General features: G+C 69.4%; 22 protein-coding genes. 15 read left to right on the top strand and 7 right to left on the bottom strand.

Annotated features, from left to right (window positions below):
- Positions 1-17: 17 nt before the first annotated feature.
- From AC4D12_RS07850 to AC4D12_RS07835, 4 genes are all read left to right on the top strand, one after another.
- Positions 18-302 carry a DUF427 domain-containing protein gene (locus tag AC4D12_RS07850; RefSeq protein WP_490949332.1) on the top strand — a complete coding sequence of 95 codons (285 nt, stop codon included), beginning with the start codon at positions 18-20 and terminating at the stop codon, positions 300-302.
- 58 nt (positions 303-360) lie between these two features.
- Positions 361-1392 (top strand): aldo/keto reductase, encoded by a 1032-nt coding sequence (locus tag AC4D12_RS07845; RefSeq protein WP_490949331.1) that lies wholly within the window; start codon positions 361-363, stop codon positions 1390-1392.
- A 286-nt stretch (positions 1393-1678) separates the two neighbouring features.
- A complete protein-coding gene (locus AC4D12_RS07840; protein WP_490949330.1) occupies positions 1679-2284 on the top strand; it encodes an alpha/beta hydrolase in 606 nt (201 codons plus the stop codon).
- Positions 2285-2335: 51 nt separating this feature from the next.
- On the top strand, positions 2336-3079 hold the full coding sequence (locus AC4D12_RS07835) for a lipoate--protein ligase family protein (protein WP_490949329.1): 744 nt from the start codon (positions 2336-2338) through the stop codon (positions 3077-3079).
- 81 nt (positions 3080-3160) lie between these two features.
- On the opposite strand, the gene AC4D12_RS07830 is transcribed toward AC4D12_RS07835, so the two are convergent.
- The 3 genes from AC4D12_RS07830 to AC4D12_RS07820 form a co-directional block, all read right to left on the bottom strand.
- The gene (locus tag AC4D12_RS07830) at positions 3161-3790 is read right to left on the bottom strand and encodes an MBL fold metallo-hydrolase (protein WP_490949328.1); all 630 of its coding nucleotides are present in this window, start codon (positions 3788-3790) and stop codon (positions 3161-3163) included.
- Positions 3790-4875, bottom strand: a complete 1086-nt coding sequence (locus tag AC4D12_RS07825; protein ID WP_490949327.1) for an S-(hydroxymethyl)mycothiol dehydrogenase — start codon at positions 4873-4875, stop codon at positions 3790-3792. The genes AC4D12_RS07830 and AC4D12_RS07825 overlap by 1 nt, the downstream gene beginning before the upstream one ends.
- Positions 4876-5069: 194 nt before the next feature.
- Complete coding sequence (locus tag AC4D12_RS07820) at positions 5070-5327, bottom strand: mycoredoxin (protein ID WP_490949326.1); 258 nt, start codon at positions 5325-5327, stop codon at positions 5070-5072.
- Between the two features lie 244 nt (positions 5328-5571).
- On the opposite strand from AC4D12_RS07820, the gene thrS reads away from it, so the two are divergent.
- From thrS to AC4D12_RS07770, 10 genes are all read left to right on the top strand, one after another.
- Positions 5572-7584, top strand: a complete 2013-nt coding sequence (gene thrS / locus AC4D12_RS07815) for a threonine--tRNA ligase (RefSeq protein ID WP_490949325.1) — start codon at positions 5572-5574, stop codon at positions 7582-7584.
- Positions 7584-8270: an HIT family protein gene (locus AC4D12_RS07810; RefSeq protein ID WP_490949324.1), complete on the top strand. Its 687-nt coding sequence runs from the start codon at positions 7584-7586 to the stop codon at positions 8268-8270. The genes thrS and AC4D12_RS07810 overlap by 1 nt, the downstream gene beginning before the upstream one ends.
- On the top strand, positions 8270-8887 hold the full coding sequence (gene pgsA / locus AC4D12_RS07805) for a phosphatidylinositol phosphate synthase (RefSeq protein ID WP_490949323.1): 618 nt from the start codon (positions 8270-8272) through the stop codon (positions 8885-8887). The genes AC4D12_RS07810 and pgsA overlap by 1 nt, the downstream gene beginning before the upstream one ends.
- Positions 8888-9098: 211 nt before the next feature.
- A complete protein-coding gene (locus tag AC4D12_RS07800; RefSeq protein WP_490949322.1) occupies positions 9099-10220 on the top strand; it encodes a spore photoproduct lyase family protein in 1122 nt (373 codons plus the stop codon).
- Positions 10221-10260: 40 nt separating this feature from the next.
- A complete protein-coding gene (locus AC4D12_RS07795) occupies positions 10261-10716 on the top strand; it encodes a serpin family protein (protein WP_490949321.1) in 456 nt (151 codons plus the stop codon).
- 85 nt (positions 10717-10801) lie between these two features.
- Positions 10802-11488, top strand: a complete 687-nt coding sequence (locus AC4D12_RS07790; protein ID WP_490949320.1) for an ABC transporter ATP-binding protein — start codon at positions 10802-10804, stop codon at positions 11486-11488.
- 139 nt (positions 11489-11627) lie between these two features.
- Positions 11628-13031: a DUF6297 family protein gene (locus AC4D12_RS07785; protein WP_490949319.1), complete on the top strand. Its 1404-nt coding sequence runs from the start codon at positions 11628-11630 to the stop codon at positions 13029-13031.
- A gap of 43 nt (positions 13032-13074) precedes the next feature.
- Positions 13075-13533, top strand: coding sequence for an AAA family ATPase (locus AC4D12_RS07780; protein ID WP_490949318.1), 459 nt, complete (start codon positions 13075-13077; stop codon positions 13531-13533).
- A gap of 241 nt (positions 13534-13774) precedes the next feature.
- Positions 13775-14233 carry an ACT domain-containing protein gene (locus AC4D12_RS07775; protein WP_490949317.1) on the top strand — a complete coding sequence of 153 codons (459 nt, stop codon included), beginning with the start codon at positions 13775-13777 and terminating at the stop codon, positions 14231-14233.
- Between the two features lie 252 nt (positions 14234-14485).
- A complete protein-coding gene (locus AC4D12_RS07770) occupies positions 14486-15433 on the top strand; it encodes an oxygenase MpaB family protein (protein WP_490949316.1) in 948 nt (315 codons plus the stop codon).
- Between the two features lie 52 nt (positions 15434-15485).
- Here the strand turns inward: AC4D12_RS07770 and AC4D12_RS07765 are convergent, their stop codons facing one another.
- Positions 15486-15686, bottom strand: coding sequence for a hypothetical protein (locus AC4D12_RS07765; RefSeq protein ID WP_490949315.1), 201 nt, complete (start codon positions 15684-15686; stop codon positions 15486-15488).
- Positions 15687-16015: 329 nt separating this feature from the next.
- On the opposite strand from AC4D12_RS07765, the gene pdxS reads away from it, so the two are divergent.
- The gene (gene pdxS, locus AC4D12_RS07760; RefSeq protein ID WP_490949314.1) at positions 16016-16930 is read left to right on the top strand and encodes a pyridoxal 5'-phosphate synthase lyase subunit PdxS; all 915 of its coding nucleotides are present in this window, start codon (positions 16016-16018) and stop codon (positions 16928-16930) included.
- A 104-nt stretch (positions 16931-17034) separates the two neighbouring features.
- Here the strand turns inward: pdxS and AC4D12_RS07755 are convergent, their stop codons facing one another.
- Genes AC4D12_RS07755 through AC4D12_RS07745 form a run of 3 tightly spaced genes read right to left on the bottom strand, consistent with a single transcriptional unit; the run spans position 17035 to position 20371 of the window.
- Positions 17035-17535 (bottom strand): DinB family protein, encoded by a 501-nt coding sequence (locus AC4D12_RS07755; RefSeq protein ID WP_490949313.1) that lies wholly within the window; start codon positions 17533-17535, stop codon positions 17035-17037.
- Positions 17536-17565: 30 nt separating this feature from the next.
- Positions 17566-18336, bottom strand: coding sequence for a GNAT family N-acetyltransferase (locus AC4D12_RS07750; RefSeq protein ID WP_490949312.1), 771 nt, complete (start codon positions 18334-18336; stop codon positions 17566-17568).
- Positions 18337-18361: 25 nt separating this feature from the next.
- Entirely contained in the window at positions 18362-20371 is a 2010-nt protein-coding gene (locus tag AC4D12_RS07745) for a M3 family metallopeptidase (RefSeq protein ID WP_490949311.1), read from the bottom strand.
- Positions 20372-20469: the final 98 nt, after the last annotated feature.

Below are 20469 nucleotides of genomic sequence, written 5' to 3'. Positions count from 1 at the left end.
CACGAGAAGGAGAAGTCATGCCCAAGGCGATCTGGAAGAACACGGTCATCGCGGAGTCGGACCAGACGGTGATGGTGGAGGGGAACCACTACTTCCCACCGGCCTCCATCCGCGCCGACGCCTTCGTGCCGTCGGACACACACACGGTGTGCCCCTGCAAGGGCACGGCGAGCTACTTCAGCCTCGTGGTCGACGGCGAGCAGAACACCGACGCCGCCTGGACCTACCCGGAGCCGAAAGAGGCGGCGGAGAACATCCGCGATCACTACGCTTTCTGGAAGGGCGTCACCGTCACCGACTGACGGTAAGCACGCACGACGACGCCACCGCTCGCAGCCACCGCCCACTGAAAGGCAGATCGTGGACTACAGGAACCTCGGAACCAGCGGCACCTCGGTGTCGCATCTTGCACTCGGCACCATGACCTTCGGCGCGGAGTCGGACGAGGCGGCCTCGCACGCCATCCTGTCCGACTACGCGGCCGCCGGCGGGAACCTGATCGACACCGCCGACGTCTACACGGCGGGTGCGTCCGAGGAGATCATCGGGCGGTGGCTGGCGCGCAACCCCGTGGACGCCGGAACCATGGTGCTGGCCTCGAAGGGCCGGTTCCCCATGGGGACGGGCGTGAACGACCTGGGGCTGTCACGACGTCATCTCCGACGGGCACTCGAGGCGTCCCTGACCCGGTTGGGCGTCGAGCACATCGACCTCTACCAGGTCCACTCCTGGGACCCGCTGACACCGCTCGAGGAGACCCTGGGCTTCCTCGACGACGCCGTCACGCAGGGGAAGATCAGCTACTACGGATTCTCGAACTACACCGGCTGGCAGCTCACGAAGGCCGTGATGATCGCCCGGCAGCGGGGCTACGCGCTCCCCGTCACCCTGCAGCCGCAGTACTCGCTGCTCGTGCGGGAGATCGAGGCGGAGATCGTCCCGGCCGTGCTCGACGCCGGCATGGGATTGCTTCCGTGGTCCCCGCTGGGCGGAGGCTGGCTCACCGGGAAGTACACCCGGAACACCGAGCCCACGGGCGCCACACGGCTCGGCGAGAACCCGCAGCGCGGCATGGAGGCGTGGGAGAAGCGCAATGCCGAGGAGCGGACCTGGCGCATCATCGACACCGTGACGGGGATCGCCGGTGAGCGCGGCGTCAACGCCTCGCACGTGGCGTTGGCCTGGGTGGCGGCACAGCCCGGCGTCACGTCCGTCATTCTCGGAGCCCGGACGCAGGAGCAACTCTCGGACAACCTCGCCTCCGCCGACGTCACGCTGACGTCCGCGGAACTGGCGCGCCTGGACGAGGTCAGCGCACCCACGTTCAGCGACTACCCCTACGGGACACCGGGCATCGAGCAGCGCAGCCGGCGGATCGACGGCGGCCGCTAGCCCGGGCTGCGCCTTCCTGGTCGGTGATGACCGACCCGGCGCCTCATGGCAACCGGTATCGGGCACCCCGGGCGACCCTGGGCTCCGAGGTGTCGCCGCGAGGAGGTGCGGGGCCCGCCCGTCAGCGGAGCTCCCCACTCCTCCGGCCGGGACGTAGCGCGCCGAGGAGGATCGATGGACACTGCACGATCACGGAGCACGTCGGAGGATCCCGCCGTCCTGACCGCACGTCCGGGACGGACGAGCGGTCGGCCCCACGGCCCCGGCCGGTGTCCACGCCCTGGGCGTGGCGGGGTCGCGGGACCCGATCGTCTTCGTTCCCGAGCGGATGTCGGAGGACGGGCCAGCACCCCTCCTCGTGGCGTTGCACGGAGCGGGCGGGGATGCGCAGGGAGGGCTGTCGGTGCTGCGTGCCGCGTCCGAAGCGCTCGGGATCGTCGTGCTCGCGCCCGCCTCCCGAGCCTCCACCTGGGACGCGGTGCGGGGCGGATTCGGACCGGACACCGCCGTCATCGACAGCGCCCTGGAGGAGGTCTTCGACTTCGTCCCCGTGGATCCGGAGCGCATCGCGATCGCCGGTTTCTCCGACGGGGCGTCCTACGCGCTGGGACTCGGCCTCGCGAACGGGACCCTGTTCCGCAAGATCATCGCCTTCTCACCCGGGTCCATCCCCGCCGGGCCTGAGAACGGCCACCCTGCCGTGTTCGTCGCGCACGGCACGAAGGACACCGTGCTGCCGATCGATGCGACGAGCAGGCGCGTGGTCCCGGACCTGGAACACCGCGGTCACGACGTCGTCTACCGCGAGTTCGACGGTCCACACACCGTGCCTCCCGCCATCGCCCTCGAGGCAGGCCTCTGGCTCGACTGGACCATCACACCCATGCCCTGACGCCCGGCGCCGTCGTCGTTCCTGCTCGCCCGCACTGCCTACGATGGTCGGATGAGCACTCCGTGGAAGGGCGCGTCCGAGCTGGCGCTCGCCGTCGACCCCGTGTCGGAGGACGCGGCAGGAGAGCTCGACCGCGGGGTGGGGCTGCTGCGCGAAGTGGCCGCCGGTACCCGCCCGCAGACGTTGCGCCTGTACCGACCGAGCCCCACGGTGGCCTTCGGTCAGCGCGATGCGCGGCTCCCCGGCTTCGACGCCGCGAGCCGATCCGCAGCGGAGCTCGGGTTCACGCCGCTCGTCCGCAGGGCCGGCGGACGAGCTGCCGCGTACCACCGCGGCTGTCTCGTCGTCGACCACATCGAGAGAGCCGAGGATCCCGTGGCGGGCACCCGCGCGCGCTTCGCGGCCTTCGCCGACTTCTTTTCGGGGGTGCTCGCCCGGGTGGGCCTCGAGGCCGGCGTCGGCGAGGTGCCGGGGGAGTACTGCCCGGGGGAGTTCAGCGTGCATGGCCGACGCGACGGCGTACCCGCCGTGAAGCTCGTCGGCACCGCGCAGCGCGTCGTCGCAGGCGCCTGGCTGTTCTCGTCCGTCATCGTCGTGGAGGACTCCGCGCCGATCCGGCAGGTGCTCACCGGGGTGTACGCGTCCCTCGGCCTCCCATGGGACCCGACGACGGCGGGCGCCGCGGAGGACCTCGTCCCGGAGACGACCGTCGACGTCGTCGAGGCCGCGCTCCTCGAGGCCTACGCGGCGATCGTGCGCCTCGGCGAGCCGGTCACGGAGCCGACGACGGCGTAAGCATTCGGATGTTTCTGACGGACGTGATCCTGGCGGACGACAGCCTGACGGCCGGGTGGCCCGACCGTCAGGCTGTCCGCGTCAGTGCCCCCGCGCGATCCATTCGTCGAGGTGCGGTGCCTCTGCTCCGATCGTGGTGCTCTCTCCGTGACCCGTCCGGGCGATCGTGTCCTCGGGGAGGGTGAGCAGCCGTGAGCGGATGGACTCGATGATGGTCGGGAAGTCGCTGAACGAGCGCCCCGTGGCACCCGGCCCGCCCTGGAACAGGGTGTCGCCGGTGAAGACCGTGCCGGCCGCCTCGAGGAGGTAGCACACGGACCCCGGCGAGTGGCCCGGCGTGTGGAGGGCGGTGAGGGTGACGCCCGCGACGTCGATCGTGTAGCCGTCCGAGATCCACTGGGCCGGGCTCAGCTCGGGGAAGACCATGTCCCAGAGTTCGCGGTCCGCCTCGTGCAGGTGGATGGGGGCGCGTACCGCGTCGAAGAGGTCCCCGACCGCCCGGATGTGGTCGTCGTGGCCGTGGGTCAGGAGGATGGCCCGCACGGTCCGGCCGTTGACCTGGTCCACGATCGCCGCTGCGTCGTGGGGTGCGTCGATGATGACGCACTCCTCGTCGTCGCCCACGATCCAGACGTTGTTGTCCACGTCCCAGGTGCCGCCGTCGAGCGAGAACGTCCCCGACGTGACGAGGTGCTCGATCCGCGCAGCCATCAGAGTTCCACCACCGAGCGGAGCACCGCGCCGCTGCGCATGGTCTCGAAGGCCTCCTCGACCTGGTCCAGGCGGATCCGCTCGGTGACGAACGCGTCGAGGTCGAGCGTGCCCTGCAGGTAGTGGCTGACGAGCATGGGGAAGTCGCGGCTCGGCAGGCAGTCGCCGTACCAGGAGGACTTCAGCGAGCCGCCCCGGCCGAACACGTCGAGCAGCGGGAGGTCGATGGTCATGTCCGGCGTCGGGACGCCGACGAGCACGACCGTCCCGGCGAGGTCGCGGGCGTAGAACGCCTGCTTGTAGGTCTCGGGGCGCCCGACGGCGTCGATCACGACGTCGGCCCCGTTGCCTCCGGTGAGTGCGCGGATCGCCTCGACGGGATCCTCGCCCGTGGAGTTGACCGTGTGGGTGGCGCCGAGCCCGCGAGCCAGGTCCAGCTTCCGGTCGTCGATGTCGACGGCGATGATCGTGGTGGCGCCGGCGAGCTTCGACCCGGCGACGGCGGCGATGCCCACCCCGCCGCAGCCGATGACGGCGACGGAATCGCCGAGGCCGACGTTGCCCGTGTTGATGGCGGCACCGATGCCGGCCATGATGCCGCAGCCCAGCAGGCCGACGGCAGCGGCGTCAGCCGCGGGGTCCACCTTTGTGCACTGGCCGGCTGCCACGAGCGTCTTCTCGGCGAACGCACCGATGCCCAGTGCGGCGGTGAGTTCGGTGCCGTCCTCGAGGGTCATCTTCTGTGTGGCGTTGTGCGTGTCGAAGCAGTACTGGGGCTCGCCGCGTCGGCAGGCGCGGCACTCGCCGCACACCGCACGCCAGTTCAGGATCACGCGGTCACCCGGAGCCACGGTGGTGACGTCGTCGCCGACGGCGCTCACCACGCCGGTGGCCTCGTGTCCCAGCAGGAAGGGGAACTCGTCGTTGATGCCACCCTGCTTGTAGTGCAGGTCGGTATGGCAGACGCCGCAGGTGATGATGTCCACGAGCGCCTCACCGGGTCCCGGATCCGGGACGAGGATGGTCTCGATGGCCGCCGGGGCGTCCTTCGCCCTGACGACGACGCCCTGAACTCTGTGCACCATGATCTCTGCTGTCCTTCCGCGGGGAGCGGCGGCCGGATGCCCGGCCCGCCGTTCCCAGCATAGGACGGACGCCGCCCCGGCGGGCGGCCCGTCCGGGGCTGGCCCACTCAGGACGGGGCGCGACCCGCGAAGGCCGCGTCGGCGACCGCTCGGCGCCCGCGCGGCCCCCCGGTCAGGGTCCGGTCAGTGTCCGGTCAGGCCGCGATCCGCGTCTTGACCTCGGCGACCGAGGGATTGGTCGCCGTGCTGCCATCGGGGAAGATCACCGTGGGAACGGTCTGGTTGCCGCCGTTCAGGGAGGCGACGAGCTCTGCCGTACCCTCGACCTCCTCGATGTTGATCTCCGTGTAACCGATGCCCTCGGCGGTGAGCTGCGACTTCAGGCGACGGCAGTAGCCGCACCATGAGGTCGAGAACATGGTGATGGAACCGGCGTCCGGCGTGTAGTCCACGGCGTTCCTCGCTTCTGCGTGCTGGTGACGCGCACGCTCTCGTCGATACCGGGCGGCTCCTGCCGCCCGCACCCCCCACAACATCCGGAGGCGGTCCGGCATTCCGGCGGCACCCGCGCACCCGGCGAGGCTGTTGGTCGCCTCCCGACGCACCCGATACGATCAGCAGGGCGGTCCCGGCCCTCGCCGGTGGCTGCCGCGCCCTTCTCGGGCGACCATCCCCCCGTCCCCAAGGAGACCTCCCGTGTCAGCGCCCCAGCCCCTGAACCTCATCGTCGACGGCGAAGAGGTTCAGGCGACCACGGGGACCACCGGCGCCGTGCTGTTCTCCGAGCGCCGCGACGTCGTCGTCATGCGGGTGGACGGCGAGCTGATGGACCTCGACCAGGAACTGCGCGACGGCGCCCAGGTGGAGGGCGTCACGCTCGAGGACCCGGCCGGCCTCGAGGTCCTCCGCCACTCCGCTGCCCACGTCATGGCGCAGGCCGTCCAGCAGCTGCGCCCCGGCGCCACGCTCGGCATCGGCCCCTACATCACGGACGGCTTCTACTTCGACTTCGACGTCGACGAGCCCTTCACGCCCGACGAGCTCAAGCAGCTCGAGAAGATGATGCTGAAGATCGTCAACGCGAACCAGCGCTTCGTCCGCCGCGTCGTGACCGAGGACGAGGCCCGCGAGGCCATGAAGGACGAGCCGTACAAGCTCGAACTCATCGGCCTCAAGGGTGGCGCGACGGACGAGGACGGCGCCTCCGTCGAGGTGGGCGCGGGCGAGCTCACCATCTACGACAACGTGGACCGCAAGTCCGGCGACGTCGTCTGGAAGGACCTCTGCCGGGGTCCGCACCTGCCCAACACGAAGTTGATCTCCAACGCCTACGCCCTCACGCGCTCCGCTGCCGCCTACTGGCGGGGCAGCGAGAAGAACAAGCAGCTGCAGCGGATCTACGGTACGGCGTGGCCCACCAAGGATGCGCTCAAGGCCTACCAGGAGCGCCTGGCCGAGGCCGAGCGCCGCGATCACCGCCGCCTCGGCACCGAGCTGGACCTCTTCTCCTTCCCCGACGAGCTGGGCTCCGGACTCCCGGTGTTCCACCCCAAGGGCGGCATCATCCGCAAGGAGATGGAGGACTACTCCCGGCAGCGCCACACCGACGCCGGATACGAATTCGTCTACACGCCGCATATCACCAAGGGCCACCTCTACGAGGTCTCGGGCCACCTCGACTGGTACCGCGACGGCATGTTCCCGGCGATGCACGTCGACGAGGAGCTGAACGAGGACGGCTCGGTGCGAAAGCCCGGGCAGGACTACTACCTCAAGCCGATGAACTGCCCCATGCACAACCTGATCTTCAGGTCCCGCGGGCGCTCCTACCGCGAACTGCCGCTGCGCCTCTTCGAGTTCGGCTCGGTGTACCGCTACGAGAAGTCCGGCGTGGTGCACGGCCTGACGCGCGTGCGCGGCATGACGCAGGACGACGCCCACATCTACTGCACGCGCGAGCAGATGAAGGACGAACTGACGGGGACGCTGACCTTCGTGCTCGGCCTCCTGAAGGACTACGGACTCGAGGACTTCTATCTGGAGCTCTCCACGCGCAACCCGGAGAAGTCCGTCGGCTCGGACGAGATCTGGGACGAGGCCACGCGTACCCTCGCCGAGGTCGCCGAGGCGTCGGGGCTCGAGCTCGTGCCCGATCCCGGGGGCGCGGCGTTCTACGGTCCGAAGATCTCGGTGCAGGCCCGCGACGCCATCGGCCGGACGTGGCAGATGTCCACCATCCAGCTGGACTTCAACCTGCCCGAGCGCTTCGAGCTCGAATACCAGGCCGCGGACGGGTCCCGCCAGCGGCCCGTCATGATCCACCGGGCCCTCTTCGGCTCGATCGAACGTTTTATGGGCGTCCTCACCGAGCACTACGCCGGAGCCTTCCCGGCCTGGCTGGCGCCGGTGCAGGTGCTGGCCGTCCCCGTGGCCGAGGCCTTCAACGAGTACCTGTACGACGTCGTCGACAAGCTCAAGGCCGAGGGGATCCGCGCACAGGTGGACGCCGGCTCGGACCGCTTCCCGAAGAAGATCCGGACGGCCAGCAAGGAGAAGGTGCCCTTCGTGCTCATCGCGGGTGGCGAGGACCAGGAGGCGAACGCGGTCTCCTTCAGGTTCCGGGACGGCAGCCAGGACAACCAGGTCCCGGTGGACGAGGCCGTCCGACGGATCGTGGAGGCGGTCCGCAGCCGGGAGGCGACCGTCTGATGCAGGGGCCGGAGGCAGGAGGGACCCCGGGAACGGGGCCGGGCTCCTACGAGGGCGACGCCGCGGTGACCGACGACTTCGAGCTGGCGGGGGTCCCCGACGCCTTCCAGCGCCTCTGGACCCCCCACCGCCTGGCCTACATCAAGGGCGGCCAGGACCAGGTGACGTCTGAGGAGACCTGCCCCTTCTGCCGTGCGCCGCACCTCAGCGACGAGGACGCGCTGATCGTGCACCGCGGCACGCACGCCTTCGTGCTCCTCAATCTCTTCCCCTACAACGCCGGCCACCTGCTGGTCTGCCCGTACCGGCATGTTCCCGACTACACGGACGTGGATCCGGAGGAGACGGCGGAGATCGCGTCGCTCACCCAGACGGCCATGCGGGTGCTCCGTCGCGTGTCGCGCCCCACCGGCTTCAACCTGGGGATGAACCAGGGAGTCACCGGGGGAGCGGGCATCGCCGCGCACCTCCACCAGCACGTTGTGCCGCGCTGGGGCGGTGACGGCAATTTCCTGCCGATCATCGCGCAGACGAAGGCGATCACCCAGACACTCGGTGAGGTGCGTGAGCAGGTGGCCGCGGCTTGGCCCGCCGAGATTCCCGAGCCCGCCGTGACGGCTCGGACCACGGGCGACGCCGAGCCGCCCCGGGACCCCGCCGACGAGCCGTCCGGGACGGCCGGCTGATGCTCAATCGGTACGCGCGCGGGTTCTTCACGCGCCTGTTCACCCCGCTGGCGAGACTGTTGCTGCGCTGGGGGGTGACGCCCGACGCCGTCACCATCACCGGCACCATCGGGGTGGCCGCGGGGGCGCTGGTCTTCTACCCCCTCGGTCAGCTGTTCTGGGGAACAGTGGTGATCACCCTCTTCGTCTTCTCCGACGTGATCGACGGCATCATGGCGCGCATGGAGGACCACGGAGGGTCGTGGGGCAGTTTCCTCGACTCCACCCTGGACCGCATCGCGGACGGCGCGCTGTTCGCCGCCGTCGCCATCTGGTTCTTCACCGGCGGCCAGAACGCCGCGATCGCGGTGGCGGCCCTCGCATGCCTCGTGCTGGGGATGCTCGTCTCCTACGCCCGGGCCAAGGCCGAGTCGCTGGGCTTCACCGCGAACGTCGGCCTGGCGGAGCGCGCCGAGCGCCTCGTGTCCGTGCTCGTGGTGACCGGTCTGACGGGTCTCGGATTGCCGGAGGTGGTCCTGCTGGGTGTCCTCGTGGTACTCGCCCTGGCGAGCCTCGTCACCGTGTACCAGCGCATCCGGACGGTGCGCCTGCAGTCGATCGAGGCGCGTCCCGCCTGACGCGTCGGAGCGCCCGGCTCCGCCGCGCTCAAGGACCCCCCAGTACCCGCTGACGGTCGAGCTGGGTCGGAGGCTCACGACGGGAGCTCCCGGACCCTCGGTTCCGCGCCCTCCTGCTCTTGCTCACTCCCTCGTCCGACCCCTCGTCCGACCCCTCGTCCGACCCCGCCCAGGCGGAACATCCGGGCCTCGATCGGTGTTGATAAGGGTAATGACGATCTCACAGGACATCGACCTGACCACCCTCGCCTCGACCCCGTCGCCCACCCGTTTGTGGGTACCGAAGCACGTGATGATCACGCGTGCCGCAGCCGACCTGCCGCACACGGCCGAGATCATCCGGCGCTGCGAGATGGCCGGTGTCGATGACATCCGCGTCATGCCCGGCAACGCACTCACGGGCCTCCGCGGTGCCACCGAACGCGAGACCTACGCGTCCGCGAAGAACACGCTCGCCGTCGTCGTGGCGCCTCCGAGCACGCTCAAGCCGCAGCCCATCCCACCCAGCGCGGACTGGCGGATCGACCTCGCCAAGGGCTGCCCGGCGCACTGCCAGTACTGCTACCTCGCGGGTTCGCTGCAGGGTCCGCCGGTCACGCGGGTCTACGCGAACATCGACGACGTCCTCGGTGGGATCCGCACGCATGCGGGCAGGGGTTCGGTGACCAGCGGCACCATCGAGCGCGACCACGAGGGCACAACCTTCGAGTTGTCCTGCTACACCGATCCCCTCGGCATCGAGAGCGTGACGGGCTCACTCGCCACGGCAATCTCGCGCGTCGGGTCGGGGGAGTACGGCGACGACGTCTCGCTGCGGTTCACCACGAAGTTCGACGACGTCGGGGAGCTGGTGACGCTCGACCACGGCCGCAGGACGCGTGTGCGCTTCTCCGTCAATGCCGCCGAGGTGGCCAATCGCTTCGAGGGTGGCACGGCCCGCATGCCCGCCCGCCTGACCGCACTGCGCGCGGTCGCCGCCGCGGGTTACCGGGTTGGCCTGACCATCGCGCCGATCATGCCCGTCCCCGGGTGGCGGGAGCAGTACGGTGCGCTGCTCGACGACGTCGCGGCGGCCGTCCAGGGCATCCCCGACCTCGACCTGACCGCCGAGATCATCACCCACCGCTTCACCCCCGCGAGCAAGGACGTGCTGTTGAGCTGGTACCCCCGCACGAAGCTCGAGATGGACGAGGACCTGCGCAGTCAGAAGCGGTCCAAGTTCGGCGGGGTGAAGTACGTGTACCCGAAGCAGACGATGTCCGAGATGCGTACCTGGTTCGTCGAGGAGCTCGAGCGACGCGTTCCGGCCGCCCGTCTCCTGTACTGGACCTGACGTCGCCCGGAGCGGCGCGACGCGGGGCTCGTGTTCTTCCATGCGCCATCAGCAGTGGTGTCGGCGTACCGCCGGACTGACCGCAGCAGGGGTGGCAGTGACCGTGACCGCGTGTTCGAGCTCCGCGCCCGAACAGGTCGCGGCCCCCGTCGACCGTGCCGTCGTCGTGCAGGTCCTGGCGGCGATGGGCCTCGACGAATCGATCGGAATCGAGCCCGACGTCGACGCGATCACGACCGACGCCTACGTGTCAGGAGCGGCGCAGTCCGCGAACATCACCGTCGCCGAGAAAGGCACGGTGGCAGCTGCGGTCACGCAGATCAACGTGGCGGAAACATCGGCTCCCATGGTGCCCGACGTGAGCATCTCCTTCGACAGGTCCTTCGGCGACCAGATCATCCACGAGGAAGACGGGCCTGCCCGTCTTCCTCGGGACGGTGGCGGATCCGCGCTGACAGCGCGATGTACGCGTGGTTCTTCCTGCACGATGACGTAGCCCTCCTGCTCAGGGCTGCCCGGACGTCGAGTCCGCCGTTGCCGGCCTGGCCAGCCGAAGGGTGGTTCCTGTCTAGGGTTGGGGTATGGCTGATGTGGGGGACGTGCTCGAGGCTTCTGGTCTGCTCGTCGGATACGGGGGCACTCCTGTGTGCGGGGAGGTGAGCCTCGGTGTGACAACAGGTGAGGTTCTCGCGGTGGTGGGGTTCAACGGTGCCGGAAAGTCCACCGTCGTCCGCACACTCGCGGGGCGTCAGGACCCGGTGGCGGGGGATGTGCGGGTCCATGGTCTGCCGGTGATGCCCGATGCCGTGATGTTCCGCCGGCAGGTCGCCACGGTGTTCGACGAGGACGTGTTCTTTCCGTCGTTGACGGTGCGTGAACACCTACTCCTGGTTGCTCGGGGTCACTCCGTGAGTGCTCCCGAAGAGGCCGTGGATGCCGAGCTGGACTACTTCGGCATCGCGGACCGAGCTCATGCGGTTCCCGATGCGTTGTCGTCCGGGCAGCGTCGGCGTCTGCTTCTGGCCGCTGGTTTCATCCGCCCGTCGTCACTGTTGTTCCTCGACGAGCCCGAGCAGCGTCTGGACCCGGTGATGCGCGATGCGTTGTCCCGCCGGATCCGGGAGCGGGCGGATGCCGGCACCACGGTCGTCCTGGTCACTCATGACGCGCGCCTGTTGGTCCGGACGGCGACGTCGTGCCTGGTGATCGACGAGACCGTGACGACGGTGGGTACTGAGCGGGGAGCGCAGATCATTGCGGGCGCCTGATTCTCCGGGCGAATCTCCGGGACCGGCGATGCCTGACGGGGATTCGGTGCTCCTTGCTCGGTGTGTCGTTCGTTCGACCCGGCATGCAGCCCGGCAGTACAACAGAGCTCGTTCGTCGACCCGCGATCTCTTCGTCGATGTGTACTCGAACGCACTGGCAGCTGTCTGCCTGATGATGATGGTCGGGTCCCTCGTCGTGGCACTGCGCGACGAGATCACGGCGAGGAACATCGGAGACACCACGCTGGTGGCCGAGCAGTCGCAGGTGGTGCCCGCCGGTATCGTCTGGATGGTGGTGGCGTACCTGGCACTGGTCGGGGTGGTGGTCCTGGCCCGCAAGCTGGGACCTGTCACCGTCGGTCAGGCCGAAGGAGCCTGGTGGTTGCCGCTGCCGATCGATCGCCGGCCGATGGTCCTTCCGTCGTTCCTCACGCGACTGGTCGCCGTCGGGTCCATTTCTTCGATCGCCTACGTTCCGTTCAGTGTCCTGACCACGGTCGACCGTTCACCATGGGCGCACGGGATCGCCGCGGTGACCTTCGGAGGCGGTGCCGTCGTCGCTGTTGCCGGCGCCTCGGTGCTGCAACTGGCACCGGCGACCACCGGGCTGCGGGCGGCGGTGCTCCTCGCTCTCCTTCCGGTGGCCGCCCTACCGTTCATCACCTCCAGCGTGTGGCCTCTTGTCCTCGTCGTCAGCCTTGCCGCGGCACTCCTTGCCTACGTGGTGCCCCGCGTAGGCACCGTACGCGGCATCGAGTTGCAGCGTGGCGGTGCGGTGTCAGGCCATGCAGCGGCATCCATCGTCTTCGTCGATCTCAACGAGCTTCGCCGCTCCCTCGTGACCGCGCCCTCCGCACACGTCAGCCGCCGTGGCTCGCGCTACTACCGACGGCATGCCCGCGGGCCACTCGCCGCCATGGTCCGCGCCGACGTCGTGGCTTTCCTGCGATTACAACCACCGCCCAAGGCGGCGTTGGTGTGGCTGGGGCTCTGCGTCGGTGTCACCGTCATGACGCCGGCCCTCCCCGTGGTCCTTCAACTGACCGTCATCCTCATCGCCGGGTGCCTGGTCACAGCAGGAACGGGGACCGTCGCACGGCAGACAGCAGTCGTCGCCGAACTCGACGCGCTTCTACCCATCAGCCCGGCCCTGGTGCGGTGCAGCCGGACGCTCATGCCCGCAGTCGCGATGGCAGCGTGGATGGGCGCCCTCGCTGGGGCACTGGTGGTACTCGGTGCCGGCACACCTGTTCTCGTGCTTCTGGCGGTCCTGGCCGGAGCCGGTATGGGAGCCGGAGCCACCCGGGCAGCAACACGCCCCCCGACGGACTGGACCACACCGCCGGTGGAGACCCCCTTCGGCCCCGTACCGAGGAATCAGCTGTCCTCGCTCCTGCGCGGAACGGACATGACCGTCCTCGCGATGATCCCGCTCCTCCTCGCCCTCTACCTGGGCGCGGCCCACCCCTGGCTGATCATCGCCCAACTCGTCGCCAGTACCACCGCAATCGCCGTCCAGGCCTCGACCCCCACCGGCCGATGAAGGGTCGGTCGCTGGGCAACTGCAATGTCGTGAGGCTGAGTTGATGTCCCGAGTCCTGCTCACCGGTATGTCGGGCGCGGGAAAGACGACGCTGCTGGGCGAGCTGTCCCGGCGGGGCCATCGGACCCTCGACACCGACGATGACGGCTGGGTGCTCGCAGACGGCACATGGGACGAAAGGCGCATGGCCGCGTACCTCGCTTCGAACTCGTCCGTCGTCGTCTCCGGAACCGTCGAGAACCAGGGACGGTTCTATGACCGGTTCGAGGCCGTCGTACTCCTCAGCGCACCGGTGGACGTGCTCATCCAGCGCGTCTCCGTTCGTACCAACAATCCCTACGGCAACGCAGAGGCAGAACAGTCCGTGATCCGTCAGCAGGTCCTCGACGTCGAACCGCTGCTTCGACAGGGTGCAACCCTCGAACTCGACGGACGCCGACCGCCTTCAGAACTGGCTGATGCCGTGGAACGACTCATGGCATCCGCCGGTCATCTCCTGTGAACCACCGGGCGGCGGACCGGCCCACCGGGCCTCGCGCGTCAATGAAGATCGCACTCCGAGCGCGGTCTCCACCGGTCAACGAACCGCGTTGAGAACCAAGGCCGACGGCGACCTCATGACGCCTCCAGTCCTGCTCTTCTGCCCTCGGAGTTGGAGGGCCTTGATGGCGTCTGTCATAGTGGCCGGGCGATCACAGTGACGCCACCCTGAGCGTCTTCCGCGACACCGAATCGGTGTAATCATGACCACGAACCCAATGCCTACCGCGCCGACAGTCAGCCTGACACTGCTCCCGAATTCACTGAGCATCCACCGTTTCGACCCGTCCAGCTCCATTGAGAACCTCGGTCCACTGACCGGGGTGTGGTCGATCACCCGCACCCCCAGGGAGCTCTCCGTGGTGGCGGAGGACAGCGCCGGTCTCTCCTCCGACGAGGTGGATGCGGGATGGCGTTGCCTCTACGTCGACGGGCCGATTCCCTTCACGATGGCTGGAGTCGTTGCCGGTCTCACGACTGCGGTCGCCCGGCAGGGCCTGCCCGTGTTCGTCATATCCACCTTCGACAGCGATCTCCTCCTCCTACGCGAGGAGTCCCTGGAGCAAGCCCTCCACGCCCTCCGCCATGACGGCCATCGGATCCAGCTCCATCGAACGTCCACCCCCGATGAGAAGAACCACCTCCAGGAGTACCGAGGGTGATGCGCGCCCTGTCCCCGAGCTGAGTCGCAGAGGTCCCGCCTCCGCAGGACTACCTGATCCGGTCGGCGTGCCAACGCCTCGACTCGCTGGTGGCGCGGCGTCGGCGCCGCCCTGATCCGGGCCCAGTCCGTCGAGCTGCGCACGGCCCTTCTCGAGCGCGGCTGCGCGTCGACGGCGGTGTCAGGGCCGTGTTCTACGCTTCGTCGTGGAGTCCTATCCGGGTGTCCGTCGTCCTCGACCTACCGTTGGAGCATGATGCCTGCCAGCCACTTACCGCGCCCCGCCGACCTGGGCCATCGCGTTCGCCGCGCCTTCCGCGCCCGGGTCTCCGGTGACCCGACTGGCGCTCCCGACTGGGTGCGCGACATCGCCACGGTGGGGGAGGGGCCGGGCTTGTTCGAGCCCGACGGCGTCGTCTGGCGGGTGCACGGCGACCTCTCCACCCTGGTGGGTGGAGTCGCGGCCCTTCTCGGGCAGGGCACGCACCCGCTGGCGATGGCCGGGGTGGCGCGTCACTCCTCCTACCGCAGCGACCCCTGGGCCCGCCTCGCGGGGACAGCGCGCTGGCTCACCGTGAGCACCTTCGGCTCGGCGGAGCTCGCCGAGCGGGAGGCGGCGAGGGTCCGGGGTATGCATGGGCGGGTCCGCGGCACCACCGACGACGGCCGCGTCTACTCCGCCTCCGACCCCGCCCTGCTCCGCTGGGTGCACCTGGCCTTCACGGACGCCTTCCTCGCCGCCCAGGAGGCCGTCGGACACGACCTGGCACCGAGGTTCGGCCGTGATTGGGCCGACACCTACGTCGCCGAGTGGTCGCTCAGCGCCCGGGCGCTCGGGGCCGTGGACCTGCCGGGCAGTCGCCGGGAGCTCGCGGAGGCCCTCCGCGCGGTGGAGCCCGAACTCGAACCGGTCCCCGCCGAGCTCCTCGCGTTCCTCGGCGCCCCGGGCGGGCTGAACAGGGCCGAGGCGGTCTTCTACAGCGGTATCGCAAGCGCCGGCGCGCTGGTGGTGTCCCCGTCCGTGGCCCCCCTCGCCGGGGTGCCCGGTCGCGGCGATGGCTCGCTCACAGCTCGCCTCCGGTTGCAGCGCACGCGCTTGCAGTTGCGGACCTTCCAACTTGCCCTCGGGCCCTTCAGCCCCTCCGAGGAGGCGGCGCGCTACCGGATCGGCCTGGCCGGCCCCCCGGACTGGCTCGACTGAGTGTCGGCTCGCCCACTTCGGGAGGAGAGAGCAGGTGTCGTCAACATCTCAGTCATTCGGCCTGCTGCTCCTCGACAGCGCTGAGCGCCGCTCGATCACGTCGATAGTCGAGAACGGAGCACGTCAGGAACGCGCATGCAGCCACAACCATGGCAAGGAGCGAAGCGGGCCCCCACCCCGCCGGCAACCGCTCGCCGAGAATCGTGACGCCGATACAGACAGCGAGGGAGATCCCGAACACGGAGCGGCTCACGTGAGTCATGCTCGGTCGTCCTGGCGCCATGCGAGGGTCACTCTTCGTCATGCCTGCACGCGTCCACTCGTCCCCATGGTCATGGTCACGAGTCTACGGAAGCGTCCACGGCCGGCGGCTGTGGCTGGTCGGCGGTTCTCGTTCTTCCGGGGTCTCCGCTTGCGCTCCGCGGGACGAGCGAGGGAACTCGCCGACGCGGAACCGGAGGCCCGTGGTGCAAGGGTGACCGCACGTGACGGCGCGTGACCGCGGCCCTCCCGCGGGGCGGGCGGGCATCTCAGGCGACGTATCATGACATGTCAGCTTCATCTACCTCTTAGGGGCAAGTTGTGTCCACCGTTGAAGGAAATTCGACCGCTGCTGCACAGACGGGCGGCAACAGGGTAAAGCGCGGCATGGCCGAGATGCTCAAGGGCGGCGTCATCATGGACGTCGTCACGGCCGAGCAGGCACGCATCGCCGAGGACGCCGGTGCCGTCGCCGTCATGGCCCTCGAGCGGGTGCCCGCGGACATCCGCGCCCAGGGTGGCGTCTCGCGCATGAGCGACCCCGACATGATCGACAGCATCATCGAGGCCGTCTCCATCCCCGTCATGGCGAAGGCGCGGATCGGGCACTTCGTCGAGGCGCAGGTCCTGCAGTCCCTCGGCGTCGACTACATCGATGAGTCTGAGGTGCTCACGCCCGCCGACTTCACCAACCACATCGACAAGTGGAAGTTCACCCTCCCCTTCGTCTGCGGGGCAACCAACCTCGGCGAGGCGCTGCGCCGTATCAACGAAGGTGCGGCCATGATCCGCTCGAAGGGTGAGGCGGGAACCGGCGACGTCTCCAACGCCACCATGCACATGCGCACCATCCGCGCCGAGATCAACCGCCTCTCCTCCATGGCGGAGGACGAGCTGTACGTCGCGGCGAAGGAGCTGCAGGCGCCCTACGAGCTGGTCCGGGAGACCGCTGCGGCAGGCCGCCTACCCGTGGTGCTCTTCACTGCCGGTGGAATCGCGACTCCCTCGGACGCCGCGATGATGATGCAGCTCGGCGCCGACGGCGTCTTCGTGGGCTCGGGCATCTTCAAGTCGGGTAACCCGGCCGAGCGCGCCAACGCGATCGTCCAGGCCACCACGTTCCACGATGATCCGGACATGATCGCGAAGGTGTCACGAGGGCTCGGCGAGGCGATGGTCGGCATCAACGTCGACGAGATCCCGCAGCCGCACCGCCTGGCGGAGCGCGGCTGGTAGCACCACCAGCACCACCAGCACCACCGGGGCAGAAGGACCGCAGCCTACGAAGGGCTGCGGTCCTTCGCTGTTCCCGAGTGCGGTGGGGGAGGAACGCGGTGGATCTACTGACCGGTGGAGCCGTCGAGCAGTTCCCGCAGGATGTCCACGTGCCCGCAGTGCCGGGCGGTCTCCTCGATCATGTGCACCACGACCCAGCGGACGTTGTGCTCGTTCGACGTGCCGCGGCACGGGTCGTCGAGAGAGTGCCGCGCCAGGATCTCCCGCGATTCAGCGCAGGCGGCCTCGTAGTCGCGCACGATCTCGTCGAGGCTGTCCGCGGGCGTGACGGCGAACTCCTGGTGCCGGCTGCGGCGTGACCGTGCCCACGGACCGTCCACGTCGCCTTCGATGTCGTCGTGGAACCAACTGCGCTCCACGTGCGCGAGGTGCCGGACGATCCCGGAGACGGTCGAGGCGGAGGGGAGAAGCCGCCGGGCACCGTCGTCGTCCCGGAGTCCGTGCGCCTTGAGGACGACAGTCCCGCGGAGGTAGTCGAGGAAGCCCGAGAGAGTTGCGGCTTCACCGGCAGCCAGGGGCGGAGACGCTCGCTCTTCGGAATTCATTGCACCCACAGTAGCGGCGAGATGATCCGCTCAGAGACCCATCGAGAGGGTCCTGCCACGCCCGAGGAGCGTGAAGCCCCGTCGCGAGAAGAACTCGTAGCCCTGCGGCGTCGCGTTGACGGCCAGGTGCTCGGCGCCCGCCTCCTGCGCAGCGCGGGCCGTCGTGCTCAGCAGTGCTGTGGCCAGTCCGCGCCGCTGGTACGCGGGCAGCACTTCGAGGTGATGGATGCCGCCGAGTCCGCGCAGGCCCGTCACCCCGGCCGGATAGAAGGAGTAGGCGGCGCCGGTGATGTTCCCGGCGCCAGGATCCCGGGTCACGGCGTGCCATGCCTGCCGGGGTTGCGAGCGGACCACACGGAGTTCCTGCTCCAGCGGCCCGCGGTAGTCGGGGACGTCGGCCGTGAGAACGGCGCGGCGCTCCGCACGATCTCCGGCGGGTTCGCCCGTGGACCCATCGGCACCATGGTGCTCGCCCCGAGGATCTCCGACGGCGGAGACCGGCGCAGCCATCCACCAGGGCTGCCAGCCGGGTGAGAACCCGAGCGGACCGAGCGCGGAGGGGTCGACGGCGCCGTTCAGCCACACACGCGCGGTCGCGGCCCCGAGGCGCATGCCCTCGGCGAGCGCCGGACGCACGGAGTGCGCGCTGAGCGACGGCGGGAACATCATGGCGAGCTCCCGACGGGCGGGGAGCCACACCCAGGTGTTCCCGTGGGTCGAGAACGTCTTCCCTCCGGTCGCCGTCGCGAGGGCGGCGAGCCAGGCGGTCTGGAGGCGCTGGCACTGCGCGATGGTCACCACGGGAGATCACCCGTCACGGCACCACTCACGCGAGGCCGCGGCGCTTCAGCAGGGGCTGCAGCTCGGCGTCGCGCCCGCGGAAGCGCCGGAACGCCTCGAGCGGATCGATGCTGTTGCCCCGGGCGAGCAGCTCGCGCCGGAAGTGGTCGCCGTTCTCCCGGGTCAGGCCGCCGGAGGTCTTGAACCACTCCACCGTGTCGGCATCGAGCATCTCGCTCCAGATGTAGGCGTAGTAGGACGCCGCGTACCCGCCCGCGAAGATGTGCTTGAAGTAGGACGTGCGGTACCGCGGCGGCACCGGGGCGAAGTCCACGCCGGCTTCGGCCAGCGCGCGCGCCTCGAAGGCCAGCGGATCCTCGACGACGGTCCCGGCGGGGATGGAGTGCCAGGCGAGATCGAGCAGGGTGGCGCCGAGGTACGCGGTGGTCTCGAAGCCCTCACCCCAGGCCCCGGCTGCGTGGATGCGGTCGATGACGTCCTGGGGGAGCGGCTCGCCCGTCTCGTGGTGGCGTGCGTAGTGCGCGACGATCTCCGGCCAGAGGATCCACATCTCGTTGACCTGCGAGGGGTATTCGACGAAGTCCCGGGGCACGGAGGTGCCGGCGAACATCGGGTAGGTGACGTCCGAGAAGAGACCGTGCAGCGCGTGGCCGAACTCGTGGAACATCGTCACCACCTGGTCGTAGGAGAGCAGCGTGGGCTCGCCCGTCCCGGGCCGGGAGATGTTCAGGTTGTTGATGACGACGGCGCGCGTCCCCTCGAGCGTCGACTGGTCCACGAAGGAGTTCATCCAGGCGCCGCCACTCTTGGTGTCGCGGGTGTAGAAGTCGCCGAGGAAGAGCCCGAGCCCCGAGCCGTCCTCGTTGAACACCTCCCAGACGCGGACGTCGGGGTGGTAGCCGATGAGGTCGGGGCGCTCCGAGAAGGTCAGCCCGTACAGCCGGCCCGCCGCGTGGAACACGCCGTCCTGGAGCACGCGCTCGAGTTCGAAGTAGGGGCGCAGGGCGTCGAGGTCGACGTCGAACTTCGCCTTCCGCACCTTCGCGGCGTAGTACGCCCAGTCCCACGGCTCGATCGGGTGACCCGCCGCCGCTTCCAGCTCGGCCGCCTCGGCGCGTGCGTTGCGGACGGCGGGCGCCGCGAGCTCCCGCATGCGCTGCATGATCGCCTCGTACGACGGCGCGGTCTGGCTGTCGGTCGCCGCCGCGGCATGCGAGTCGAAGCCGAGCAGGGCAGCGCGTTCGGCGCGCAGGGATGCCATGCGGGCGGCGATCGCCAGGGTGTCGGCGTCGTTGCCGCGTGCACCGCGGGTGACGGACGCCTCGTGGAGCCGCCGGCGGACGTCGCGGTCCGTCAGCTGTTCGAGGGCCGGCTGCGCGGTGGGGAGGATGAGCGTCAGCAGGTACTTGCCCTCGTGCCCGGCGTCCTTCGCCGCGGTGGCTGCGGCCGAGACGGCATCGGCGGAGAGGCCGTCGAGCTCCTCGGGGGCGTCGAGCAGCAGTGCCGAGGCGTTCGTGTCCTTCAGGAGCTTCTGCGAGAACTCCGTGCTGAGGCTCGAGAGCTCGGTGTTCAGGCGCCGCAGCGTCGTCTGGGCGTCGTCGTCGAGTTCCGCCCCCGCCCGCACGAACGAGCGGAGGTACTCGTCGACGAGGCGCGCGGACTCGTCGTCGAGCCCGTCCAGCGGCACCTGACGCAGGCGCTCGAAGAGTGCCCGGTCGAGCTTGATGTTGTCCTCGTGCTCGGCGAGGCGGGGCGAGATCTGCTGCTCGATGTCCTGGACGGCCGGGGTGGCGTGACTGACGGAGTTGCTGAAGAACACGCGGGACACGCGGTCGAGCGTGCTGCCCGCACGTTCGAGCGCAACGACCGTGTTGTCGAAGGTCGGTGCCTCCTCGGAGCCGGTGATCGCGGCGATCTCGGCGAGGTGCTGCTCGATCCCCGCGTCGAACGCCGGGAGGTAGTGCTCGTCACGGATGTCGGCGAAGGGGGGCAGCTGGTAGTCGAGGGTGCTCGGCGCGAGGAAAGGGTTGCTCATGGGAATCAACTTTTGCACGTTGGTGCACGTGTCCGCACCACCCTTGACCCTCCTCGTGCCGCGTACCTACTGTCGGAATGCTTCGCCACCTGATGATC

The organism is Arthrobacter sp. TJ-266, assembly GCF_058269115.1.
The sequence above is the reverse complement of the archived record's forward strand: the minus strand, read 5'-3'. Positions and strand labels throughout refer to the sequence as shown.